The following is a 12,137-nucleotide window of genomic DNA, read 5'->3' as shown; positions in this document are numbered from 1 at the left end:
TCCATAGAAGTGTAATTTGCATTCAGTAGCCTGGTCTGGATATAAAAGTATGCCGCTGTCGATGATACAGAATATGGTTCATCTCGATAAACTGATGATCATAGGCGGTAATCAGACCAATATCCACAGGAATACCATGACGGTAAATCTGCACAGGCATTTCCTGTCTGAAATGGTCGTAAAAATGACGGTTTTTCAGCAGCTGCTGCCCAAAGGTATACATGCTGAGTGTCCTCCTTGTTAGACTTATCCGTTTGGTGTACACCAATTTTAACAAAAAATGAAAATTACTGCACCGTAGACATATGCATATCGACATATACCGAAGAAATGAGGATTATGAAACAATGAAATGGATTGTAGGATTGGGTAACCCGGGACCGGAATACGCCAAAACACGCCATAATGTAGGCTTCATGGCGCTGGATCGTCTGGCGGAACGGCACGGTATATCCATCAGCCAAAGCAAAAGCAAATCACTGATTGGCGAAGGCCATATCGGTGGCGTCAAAGCCGTGCTGATCAAACCGATGACCTATATGAATTTGTCCGGCGAAGCGGTACGTTCCTATATGGATTATTACAAAGTCGCTCTGGAAGACCTGATTGTCGTCTATGATGATATGGACACGGAGACCGGCAAGATCCGGCTGCGCTTTCAGGGCAGCGCTGGCGGTCATAACGGGATCAAATCGATTATTCAGCATACCGGTACCCAGAAGTTTGACCGGATTCGCATGGGCGTCTCCCGGCCGGAACCAGGCTATGCGATCGTCGACTATGTACTGTCCCCTTTCCCCAAAAAAGAAAAAGAACTGCTCGATCAGATGATCGAGAATACATGTGATGCGCTTGAATTTAGTATGAAGCATACGTTTGAGCAGACCATGGCTAAGTTTAATGGATAATGATATAATAAAGCTTAATAATTATATCTTTTAAATCGTATATATGCCGCCTTCCGGACCATTCATACAGAGGTTAAGAAGGCGGTTGTTTGTAGGCAAATCGGCATTTTATCCGGTTTGTCGTTTTACCGTTGTGTGATTTGTTTATAATCCTTTGTTTATATATTCTAATACTGACCCGAGAATAAGTGAGGTGCCGCTTTGTTACACAATCTGATACAAGCATTTGCCAAAGATAATGACTTTGGTTCTGTTCGCGATGGTATTGTGTCCGGAATGAAAGATCAACTCATTTCCGGATTGTCTGGCTCGGCCCGGCATTTGCTGATTGCGGGCCTTTTTACGGAGACGCAAAGGCCAATGCTGGTCGTTACTCATAATATGTTTCATGCCCACAAAATAGCTGAAGATCTGCAGGAGGCACTGACCCCGGAGCAGGTGCTGCTTTATCCTGCCAATGAACTGGTAGCGGCAGAGTCTGCCATTTCCAGCCCGGAGACGCTGGCGCAGCGTATTGATGTACTGACGCAATGTGCCGCCGGATTCCGCGGCGTTATTGTCGTGCCATTTTCCGGTGTACGTCGTTATCTGCCGGCGCGTGAAAATATTGCCGGTGCGGAGATTATCCTGAAGGATGGCGGAACGCTGGAGCTGGAAGCTTTCCTCAAGCGAATGGTAGAGCTCGGTTATGAGCGCGTCGAACGTGTCGAATCCCGTGGAGAGATGAGTGTCCGCGGAGGCATTATCGACTTTTACCCGGTGACGACCGATCTGGCGTATCGTGTGGAACTGTTCGATGAAGAGATTGATTCGATCCGTACGTTTGATCCGGATGATCAGCGTTCGATCGACAAGGTGAAATCGGTCACCATCACACCATGCCGTGAAATTATTGCGGATGAAGAACGGATGCGCAAGGCGGCTGATCTGGTTGCAGCCAGACTGGACATGCAGCTGGAGAAAATGACCGACCGACAAGCCAAGGCAAGACTCAAAGAAGAAATCGGCCGTGAAATTGAACTGCTGCGTCAGCATGTCTATTTCCCGGAAATCTATAAATATATTGCCCTTCTCTATCCGGAGCAGGTCACCCTGTACGATTATCTGCCGGAAGATACAGTCGTCGTCATGGAAGAACCGGCTCGCCTGCAGGAAACAGCGCGGCAGCTGGAACGCGATGAGAGCGAATGGGATATGCACCTGCTGCAGAATGGCAAAAGTCTGCCTGGACTGGAATTGGCTGCCCATACGGACGATGTGATGTACCGCAGTCCTTTCCAGAGTGTGTGGATGTCTGTCTTCCTGCGTCAGGTGCCGAATGTACAGCCTGGCAACATCGTGAACTTTGTCAGCCGTACGATGCAGGATTTCCATGGACAGATGAATGTGCTCAAATCCGAAATGGAACGCTGGAAAAAAACAGGCATGCAGGTCGTTATGCTGGCCAGCGGCGAAGAGCGGATGGAACGCGTCCGCCGTGTGCTGGATGATTATGATATCGAGACGCCTGTCATAATGGATGGGAATATGCAGGCCGGCTTTGAACTGCCGTCCATTAATCTGGCGGTTATTACCGAAGGCGAGATGTTCTCCAAAAAGCAGCGCAAAGTGCGCAAAGTCAGCAAAAACGTCGATAATGCAGAGCGTATCCGCAGTTATACCGAGCTCAAGGTAGGCGACTATGTCGTTCACCAGAACCATGGTATCGGTAAATACATGGGGATCGGCACGCTTGAAGTTGGCGGTATCCATAAAGACTATATGCACATTATGTACGCCGGCGGCGACAAACTGTCCGTACCGATTGAGCAGATCGATCTGATTCAGAAATATGTCGGTTCTGAAGAGAAAGAGCCGAAAGTATACAAGCTGGGCGGCAATGAATGGATCCGTGTCAAAAATAAAGTCCGTTCTTCCGTACAGGATATTGCCGACGATCTGATCAAGCTGTATGCAGAGCGTCAGGCAGCGCCGGGTTATGCCTTTGACAAGGATACGAATGAGCAGCATGAGTTTGAGAATACGTTCCCGTATGATGAGACCCGTGACCAATTGCGTGCGATTGACGAGATCAAGGGCGATATGGAGAAAAATCGTCCGATGGACCGCCTGCTGTGCGGTGACGTTGGTTACGGCAAGACTGAAGTTGCGATTCGTGCAGCCTTCAAGGCAGCGATCGAAGGCAAGCAGGTCGCTATTCTGGTGCCGACAACCATTCTCGCGCAGCAGCACTATGAGACGTTCCGCGAGCGGTTTGCCGAGTATCCATTTAATATCGGGGTACTGAGCCGCTTCCGTACACGCAAGGAACAGAACGAGACGATCAAGGGAATCAAGCAGGGAACGATCGATGTCGTGATCGGTACGCATCGTCTGCTGTCCCAGGATCTGGTGTTCAAGGATCTCGGTCTGCTGATCGTCGATGAGGAGCAGCGATTCGGTGTGTCCCACAAAGAGAAGCTGAAGCGCCTCAAAACCAATGTGGACGTGCTGACGCTGACAGCGACGCCGATTCCGCGTACCCTGCATATGTCGATGCTGGGCGTGCGGGATCTATCGGTTATTGAGACACCACCGGAGAACCGTTTCCCGGTACAGACCTATGTAGTGGAACACAGCCCGACACTGGTGCGCGAAGCGGTCGAACGCGAACTGAACCGCGGCGGCCAGGTATATTATCTGTACAACAAGGTACAGGGCATTCATGAGATGGCTGCCCATATCTCGGAGCTGGTACCAGAGGCGCGTGTAGCGGTTGGTCATGGCCAGATGTCCGAGCAGGAACTGGAGAAGACGATTCTCGACTTCCTGGATGGTGAGTTCGATGTGCTGGTCAGCACCAGCATTATCGAGACGGGTGTCGATATCCCGAACGTCAACACGCTGATTGTGCATGACGCAGACAAGATGGGCCTGTCCCAGCTGTATCAGCTGCGCGGACGGGTAGGACGTTCCAACCGGATCGCTTACGCCTACTTCACGTACCAGCGGGATAAAGTATTGACTGAAGTCGCCGAGAAGCGTCTGCAGTCGATCAAGGAATTCACCGAGCTGGGCTCGGGCTTCAAAATTGCCATGCGCGATCTGTCGATCCGCGGCGCGGGTAATCTGCTCGGAGCAGAGCAATCCGGCTTTATCGCCTCGGTCGGTTTTGATCTGTATTCCCAGATGCTGGCGGAAGAAATCCAGAAACGTAAAGTCACCATGCTCGGTGAGCAGGATCTCAAAGCCAATGATTGGAATACAACGATTGATCTGTCGATTGACGCCTATTTGCCATCCGATTATATTTATGATAGTATCCAAAAAATAGAAATTTATAAGAAAGTGGCAGCTGTATCTTCCTTTGATGATATTGCAGAGCTGGAAGACGAAATGCTTGACCGTTTCGGTGAGCTGCCGGAAGCGGTTATCCAGCTGATGCAGGTTGCCCGTCTGAAACTGTATGGCAAGCGCTATGGTATTGAACACATTTCCCGTCAGGGTGATAATGTACAGCTCAAATTCCATGCAGGCCAGGAAAAAGCATTTGATATGGGCCTCCTGTCCGAGATTGGCAATCGCTATGAAAGACGTGTACAATTTAATCAGGGTTCCAACATGATCATTCAGATTAAAGGCAAGGGAATGACGGATGGCGAGCTGCTGGAGTTATTGCGCCAGTTTCTTGAAGCTGTCATGGAATCATTTAAACTAAAGGGGGAACTACAGAATGTGGCCAATTAAAAAAGCTGCTCGTAAAACAGCGGTATTGACAGCAGGAGCTGTACTTAGCATCAGTCTGTTGGCAGCTTGCAACAACGGCAATAACGCGGCTTCCCAACAGCCAAAAGCTGCTGAGCAAGCCAAGGATAACAGCCCGGTTGTTGCTGAATATGAAGGTGGCACCATCACCGAGAATGAATTTAACAAAGAAGTCAGCATGCAAAAATTCCTGACTCCACAATATGCTCAAATGTTCGAGATGCCTGAATATAGAGACGAAATCATGAATAAGTTATTGGAGCAGGAAGTAGCTTATGAATCTCTGGCACAGACTGCCAGCGATGCTGCCAAAAAAGCGGGAACACAGCAAGCCGAAGAGCAGCTGACCCAATTTAAAGGAAGCATGGCTCCGGAACAATGGCAGGAAATGCTAAAAGCAGCAAAACTGACAGATCAGGATGTAAAGGATTATATGACTCTTGTTCTGACCGGTTCCGAAGTGATGAAAGAAAAAGTAACCGATGATAAGGTTCAAGCTTACTTTGATGCCAATCAAAAAGACTACACTACAGCTACAGTACGTCACGTGCTGATCGGACTGCAAAGTGCCGACGGCAAAACAACACGTACCGATGCCCAGGCGCTCAAACTTGCCAAGCAGGTTAAAGCAAAACTGGATAAAGGTGCTGACTTTGCAACCATTGCCAAAAAGTATACCGACGATACAGGCTCCAAAGAACAAGGCGGCCAGTACAAAGATCAAAAAGTCGGCAACTGGGTGGAAGGATTCAAAAATGCAGTGCTGACACAAAAAATCGGCGTAGTGGGTCCGCCGGTCAAAACAGACTATGGCTACCATGTCATCAAAGTGGAATCCCGTACGGAAAAAGCGTTTAAAGATCTGACAGCTGAAGAAAAAGATACCATCAAGTCCCAGCTGGCTTCTCAGAACTTCAGTAACTACATGGCCAATGATGTTCCAAAAATGATCAAGAGCAAAAATCTGCCTAAGGCACCGGCACCTGCCGCTACCGAAGGAGCAGGCGATGCTACAGGCGGCGCTGGTACCAGCACGCCAGGAACAACCGAGAGCCCGGGAACTGCCGGTGATGCTGCAACAGGTAAAAGCACAACCGAAAATGGTGCAAATTCCACGGAAAGCGCACCAGCTGAAAGTACAACCGAAAGCAGCAAGTAATAGACTGCGGAGAGGCCTGGCCGCTTCTCCCGGCATTGCAATACTGAATAGCGCGGATTCCCGCGCTATTTTTGCGTGATACGGCCACATTCTGTTATTCTTACTCGGAGGTAAGTTGAAGATCAGGAAAGGAGATCCCGTTATGAAGGAATCAGCGACCCCATCATCCCGTATGCTGCAGGGGGCATTCATACTTGTACTGGCAGCGGTACTATCCAAGCTGATCGGTACCATCCAGAAAATCCCCCTTCAGAACATGGGAGGCGATGGGGTATTTGGCATTTATAATGCCGTCTATCCGTTTTATACGCTGGTTCTCCTGGTAGCGACAGCCGGATTTCCGGCCGCGGTCTCCAAATTTGTCGCGGAAGAAATGGCTTCCGGTAATCCTGCCGGTGCCCGCCGGGTAATGCGGCTCTCTTCCCTGCTGTTGATGGTACTGGGGGTTGTCTGCGGGGTGTTTATGTATGTCGCCGCACCTCTGCTGGCCGACTGGATCGATAACAAGCATACCGAACTGGCGATTCGCAGTGCAGCCCTCGCTCTGCCGCTGGTGCCGATTATGGCGGGTCTGCGGGGATATTTTCAGGGACTGCATGATATGGTTCCTACCGCGGTCTCCCAGGTGACGGAACAGACGATCCGCGTCGCCGCGATGGTAGTGCTGCTGGTTATCCTCAATCAATACGGGGCATCCGATGACTGGATCGCTGCTGGAGCCACGTTCGGCTCGGCAGCAGGGGGAGCTGCCGGATTGATCGTCATGCTGATCTACTGGTGGATTCACCAGCGCCGTTCCCGCCTTGCAGCGGTTGATACGGCTGTGAAGGTAACACTGCCTGTCACTGAAAAGGAACCGGCCTGGCCCCTGTTCAAAGCGCTGCTGCTGTATGCGCTGCCGGTCTGTCTTGGTTCGCTCTCTGCTCCGCTGATTAGTCTGGTCGATACATTTACCGTTCCACGTCTGCTCAAAGGTACAGGCTGGAGCGAATCCGAGGCGATGATCCAGTTCGGGATCTATAACCGGGGGATTCCGCTGGTGCAGCTGCTGGCCATGCTGGCAACGTCGATGTCGGTGCTGTTTATTCCAGCGCTGGCGGAAGCGAGAGTCCGGCAGCGAATGGATCTGATCCGCAGCCAGACCCAGCAGACGGTCAATTGGTTCTGGCTGCTTGGACTGGCCTCATCTGTAGGTATTGCCGTACTGGCTGTACCGGTAGATATTACACTGTATCAGGATGACGCCGGCAGTACGGCCATCCGCTGGCTGGCTTTTACCGGTATAGGAGCGACGCTGTCCATCGTTACGGCAGCCATGCTGCAGGGGATGGGCTCGGTACGGGCACCTGCCGTTCATCTGCTGCTATCGACTGTCGTCAAAGCGGTGCTGAACATCTTACTGGTGCCCCTGTATGGCATTAACGGAGCAGCTATTGCCGGCATTGTCGCGTATAGTCTGGCTGCGGTGCTGAACATCCTGCTGCTCGCTCGCCTGACCCGTTTCTCTTTGTCCTGGCGTGATCTGCTGCTGAAGCCGCTGTTCGTTACGCTGATAATGGGCCTGTGTGTGGTCGGATGGATGTGGGCCGCCGGGGCAATGATGGATAGGATGTATATTCATCCGCGTATGGAAGCGCTGGTGGTTACACTGGGAGGCGTGGTGATCGGCGGAGTCGTATTCCTGATCGGACTCTTCCGCACCCGGCTGATGACCGAGGAACAGGCACTGGCTCTTCCCAAAGTGGGCGACAAGCTGGTGAAGCTGCTCAGAACGATGCGAATTATGGGATAGACAAGATATAGATTTGGAAAATAATGATCAGGACAGGAGGAGAGCCAATGAGTGCTATATTAACAATTGTGGGTCTTGGATCAGGTGATGTGGATCAGCTGACTGTGGGCATTTTCCGCAGGCTGCAGCAGGCCAAGCGCCTGTATGTGCGAACCAAGGATCATCCGGCACTGGAATCGGTAACTGCCGATTTTGTGACCTTTGATGATGTATATGAGACCAGAGAGTCCTTTCCGGAAGTATATGCAGAGATTGCCGACAGGCTGCTGAACATTGCGGCAGACGCAGCAGATGGTGAAGAGATCATCTATGCGGTGCCGGGACACCCGATGGTCGCCGAGCGTACAGTGCAGATTTTGCGTGAACAGGGACAGGAGAGAGGCATCAAGGTACAGGTGCTGGGAGGAGAGAGCTTCCTGGATGAAGCATTTACCCGCCTTGGATTTGATCCGATCGAGGGCTTCCAGCTACTGGATGCCGCTCAGCTTAATGCCCAGCTGCTTCAGCCGCAGATGCATACAGTCATTGGACAGGTATATGATACATTTACCGCTTCCGATGTGAAGCTCAGTCTGATGGAGCTGTACCCGGATGATTATGAGGTTAAAGTATGCCATTATCTCGGCGTAGAAGGCAGAGAGGTGATTGTCTCTGTACCCGTATACGAGCTGGATCACATTCAGGATTATGGCAATCTGTCATTGATCTATGTACCGTGTACCGAGGACGAGATGATCCGCAACCGTACGTTTGCCCGTCTGCATGAGATCGTCGAGACTCTGCGCAGTCCGGGCGGCTGTCCATGGGACCGTGAACAGACCCATCAGTCGCTGCGTCAGAACTTTATTGAAGAGACGTATGAAGTGCTGGAGACGATCGACGATGATGATCCGGAGCATATGCAGGAGGAGCTTGGTGATGTGCTGCTGCAGATTATGCTGCATGCCCAGATTGAGGAAGAGACCGGAACATTTAACGTCTACGACGTAATTGAAGGGCTGAACCGCAAGCTGATCTTCCGCCATCCGCATGTATTCGGTGATACACAGGCCGGTGATGCCCAGGCTGCGCTGCAGAACTGGGATGCGATGAAGGCCGAGGAGAAACGCCTCAAAGGCATTGAAACTGCAGATGCGTCCGTGCTGGATGGCGTGCCGCGTGATCTGCCTGCCCTGCTGAGCGCGTACAAAATCCAGAAAAAGGCCGCCAAAGTGGGCTTTAACTGGGAAGATGTCGAAGGTGCAATCGGTAAGCTGGACGAAGAGCTCGCCGAACTCAAGGAAGCGATCCGCGAAGGCCATGATCCTCTTGATCAGCAGCTGGAGCTTGGAGACCTGCTCTTCTGCGCAGTGAACATCGCCCGCTTTATCAATGCGGACCCCGAGCAGGCACTCGCACTGGTCAATCGCAAATTCAAGCAGCGATTCCAATACATCGAACAGTCGCTGCGGGCACAGGGTCAGGAGATCCAGCAGGCAAGCCTGGAAGAGATGGACCGCCTGTGGGACGAGGCCAAAAGCAAAAATCTATGAATATTACACAGGAATTTGGGCTGAGAGCAAGAATGTACTATACTAGAGAAGCAGCTATATGTTAACATGCTGTTCATGGGACAGAACATGTTATCCAGTTGAATTTTTTTGAAAATTTGGGAGGCTTTTAATAATGAACAAAACAGATCTGATTAACAACATTTCCAACAATAGCGGTTTGACTAAAAGAGACGTGGAAACTGTACTGAACGGTTTTCTTGATGAAATCACAAGCGCACTGTCCAGCGGTGACAAAGTTCAACTGATCGGCTTCGGAACTTTTGAAACTCGCAAGCGTGCTGCACGCACCGGACGCAACCCGCAAACCGGTGAAGAGCTGAACATCCCTGAGTCCAATGTTCCTGCATTCAAAGCGGGCAACAAGCTCAAAGAAGCGGTTAACTAATGCGTCTGGACAAATTCCTGAAAGTATCAAGACTGATCAAGCGCCGTACCGTGGCCAAAGATGTGTCTGAGCAGGGAAGAGTCCTGTTGAACGGGCGTGAAGCGAAGCCGAGCGCCACGGTAAAGGTAGGCGACGAGATCACTGTCCAGTTTGGACAAAAGCTGGTGACTGTCCGCGTCGAAAGACTTGCTGATACAACACGCAAAGAAGAGGCGGCAACCATGTATACTCTAATCAAAGAGGAACCGGTCGCCAAATCCGAAGATTTTCCTTTCTAAACCATCAAGGCTGTTTTGCGTCCCTCTGGACACAAAACAGCCTTTTTACTATTTTATTTGGTTACAAAGTGTTACATTTGATTATTTTGTGGTAATGTAAAGTTAGACGGTATAGTTATGTCAATCGATAATATGCGTTACAGACTGAGCAAGGAGGAGACCTGATGATCCCAAAACCGGTGCCGATACGAAGCGGCGGCCAACAACACAAAAAACAGACAGCTCCGTCACCAAACCATGGAGCACGTAGAAGGCTACGGATTTGGATGGTAGTTATGGTGCTATTCCTTGGTTGGGCAATTTACACATTTGTGGTCCAATCCATTCATTTATCCGAGAAGAAGGCAGAGCTCGCTCAGCAGGAGGCCAAGAAGGCACAGGCCGAAGCGGCATATGCTCAGTCACAGAACGAGGTCAAACGTCTGGAAGACCCTGAATATATCGGACAGGTAGCGCGCAAGCAGTACGGTATGTATTTGCCGGGCGAGAAGCCGATCTGGGCTACCGATCCTGAAGAAAAAAAGTGAATAATGCCGCGAAATGGGTCGCAAGTTACGCTATTCCTCAGTTGACCTAATTTTCGGCTTCCGTTATAATTTAATCACCGCAGGTCGTAATCCAATAGGATTTTACTGTATATTTTAAGGGAGGATCATTTTACTCTATGGCAATTGAAGTGGGCACCAAGTTAGAAGGCAAAGTGACGGGAATAACGCACTTTGGAGCATTTGTAGATCTGTCGGGAGGTGTCACTGGTCTTGTTCACATCTCGGAAATTGCCGACAATTATGTAAAAGACGTTAACGACCACCTCAAACTGGGCGATGTCGTTACTGTCAAAGTCATCAATGTCGACAAAGATGGTAAGATTGGACTTTCGATTAAGCAGGCAGTAGACAAGCCGGCAGAAGCAGCATCAGCACCATCTTCTAGACCACCTCGTCCGGAATCACGCGGCGGTGGAAGAGATGGAGGAGATCGTCCAGGTGGCGGCGGTGGATTCAACCGTGATCGCGGAGGACGTTCTTTTAACAAGCCTTCTGTTCCTAAAGCTACATTCGATGATAAAGTGTCCCGTTTCCTTAAAGACAGTGAGGAGCGCATTTCATCATTGAAGAAAAATACGGAATCCAAGCGTGGAGGCCGTGGTGCCAAGCGAAGCTAATCCTCACCTGGCATACAGTATATAAATAACGACCGTAGATGCTCTGGCATCTACGGTTTTTTGCTGCTTACCCCGCCATCTTCCCCGCTAAGCGCAGCTGCCGGACCGCAGCAGACGATTTTGAATTTGTATAAAATGGTTATTTAATTGTGTTACACTGAGACCAGACCCAACTTGGAGGGGAAGGAGAGACTCGGTTGTCGATGTCTTATCATTCTGAATTGCCAGCAGGAACCACGGTTACAGGAAGAACGAGAGGGCAGCAATATATCATTCAGCGGACGCTGGGTAAGGGAACCAATGGAATTGTATACCTGGTAGATGGTCCGCAGGGTCAACCGTATGCGCTCAAAATGGCGACGGAAAACCATGATCTGCAGCCGGAGATCAAACTCCTTGTCTCTTTACATAAGCATTGGAAACTGACGGGAAGAAATAATTCCAATCGGTACCTGTATGATGCGGATGATTATGAAGAAGAAGGGAGACAGATCCCTTTTTATGTGATGAAATATGTAAAAGGCCAGCCGCTCAGCGCCTACCTGCGCTCGCGCGGAAGCGATAAAATCGGCATCGCCGGTCTTGGGCTTCTGGAGATTCTGCTGGAGCTGCATGAATCCGGCTGGGTGTTTGGCGACCTCAAGGCAGAGCATGTGATCATTACGGAGGAGGGCGAAGTGGAACTGATCGATTACGGCGGGGCCCGCCCTCAAGGCAAAAACATTCACCAGTTTACGGAGTGGTATGACCGCCATTACTGGAAAGCGGGAACCCGCACCGGTGATTTTGCCTATGATCTGTTTGCTTTTGCCGTCATTTGCCTCAAGCTGTTCAATGAACCGGCGCTTCACAAAATGATCTCCACCCGTCTGCCGCAGATGCGCAGCGAAGCGGATCTGGTCATGCTGATCGATGAGACACCCGGTCTCAGATTATACAACAGCTGGCTGAAAAAGGCGGTTCGGGGCGAGTTCCGGAATACACGGGAAGCGTATAACGCCTGGAAAGCGATCAGCCGCACCGGTCTGCCCTCCAGCCGCAGTAATAGTGACCTGATGACGGTGAAGCTGAGAAGGGCCTTTATCTGGTCGCTGATTGCGCTGGCCGTCGTGTTATACATTGCCATTTATATCAAAGGTTAATCGATAGGAGA

Annotated in this window: 11 protein-coding genes; 10 read left to right on the top strand and 1 reads right to left on the bottom strand. The window is 50.5% G+C overall.

Annotated features, from left to right (window positions below; translation table 11 throughout):
* Positions 1-22: 22 nt before the first annotated feature.
* Positions 23-223: a hypothetical protein gene (locus WH45_RS21920; protein ID WP_046216563.1), complete on the bottom strand. Its 201-nt coding sequence runs from the start codon at positions 221-223 to the stop codon at positions 23-25.
* Between the two features lie 124 nt (positions 224-347).
* On the opposite strand from WH45_RS21920, the gene pth reads away from it, so the two are divergent.
* The 10 genes from pth to WH45_RS21870 all read left to right on the top strand — a co-directional run bounded on the left by pth (position 348) and on the right by WH45_RS21870 (position 12,126).
* Positions 348-908 carry an aminoacyl-tRNA hydrolase gene (pth, locus tag WH45_RS21915; protein WP_046216562.1) on the top strand — a complete coding sequence of 187 codons (561 nt, stop codon included), beginning with the start codon at positions 348-350 and terminating at the stop codon, positions 906-908.
* A gap of 201 nt (positions 909-1,109) precedes the next feature.
* Entirely contained in the window at positions 1,110-4,634 is a 3,525-nt protein-coding gene (gene mfd, locus WH45_RS21910) for a transcription-repair coupling factor (protein ID WP_046216561.1), read from the top strand.
* Positions 4,621-5,811 (top strand): peptidylprolyl isomerase, encoded by a 1,191-nt coding sequence (locus tag WH45_RS21905; RefSeq protein WP_046216560.1) that lies wholly within the window; start codon positions 4,621-4,623, stop codon positions 5,809-5,811. The genes mfd and WH45_RS21905 overlap by 14 nt, the downstream gene beginning before the upstream one ends.
* A 142-nt stretch (positions 5,812-5,953) precedes the next feature.
* A complete protein-coding gene (locus WH45_RS21900) occupies positions 5,954-7,603 on the top strand; it encodes a putative polysaccharide biosynthesis protein (RefSeq protein WP_046216559.1) in 1,650 nt (549 codons plus the stop codon).
* A gap of 47 nt (positions 7,604-7,650) precedes the next feature.
* Positions 7,651-9,135: a bifunctional methyltransferase/pyrophosphohydrolase YabN gene (gene yabN, locus WH45_RS21895; RefSeq protein WP_046216558.1), complete on the top strand. Its 1,485-nt coding sequence runs from the start codon at positions 7,651-7,653 to the stop codon at positions 9,133-9,135.
* A 133-nt stretch (positions 9,136-9,268) separates the two neighbouring features.
* Positions 9,269-9,541, top strand: coding sequence for an HU family DNA-binding protein (locus WH45_RS21890; protein WP_046216557.1), 273 nt, complete (start codon positions 9,269-9,271; stop codon positions 9,539-9,541).
* Positions 9,541-9,819 (top strand): RNA-binding S4 domain-containing protein, encoded by a 279-nt coding sequence (locus WH45_RS21885; RefSeq protein WP_046216556.1) that lies wholly within the window; start codon positions 9,541-9,543, stop codon positions 9,817-9,819. Before WH45_RS21890 ends, WH45_RS21885 begins: the two co-directional genes overlap by 1 nt.
* 164 nt (positions 9,820-9,983) lie before the next feature.
* Positions 9,984-10,346, top strand: coding sequence for an FtsB family cell division protein (locus WH45_RS21880; RefSeq protein ID WP_082097048.1), 363 nt, complete (start codon positions 9,984-9,986; stop codon positions 10,344-10,346).
* Positions 10,347-10,483: 137 nt separating this feature from the next.
* Positions 10,484-10,984: a S1 domain-containing RNA-binding protein gene (locus WH45_RS21875; protein ID WP_046216555.1), complete on the top strand. Its 501-nt coding sequence runs from the start codon at positions 10,484-10,486 to the stop codon at positions 10,982-10,984.
* 203 nt (positions 10,985-11,187) lie between these two features.
* The gene (locus WH45_RS21870; protein WP_046216554.1) at positions 11,188-12,126 is read left to right on the top strand and encodes a protein kinase domain-containing protein; all 939 of its coding nucleotides are present in this window, start codon (positions 11,188-11,190) and stop codon (positions 12,124-12,126) included.
* The last annotated feature ends 11 nt before the right edge of the window (positions 12,127-12,137 follow it).

This window comes from Paenibacillus wulumuqiensis (assembly GCF_000971965.1).
Lineage (GTDB): Bacteria > Bacillota > Bacilli > Paenibacillales > Paenibacillaceae > Saccharibacillus > Saccharibacillus wulumuqiensis.
This window is presented reverse-complemented; position numbering and strand designations above follow the sequence as displayed.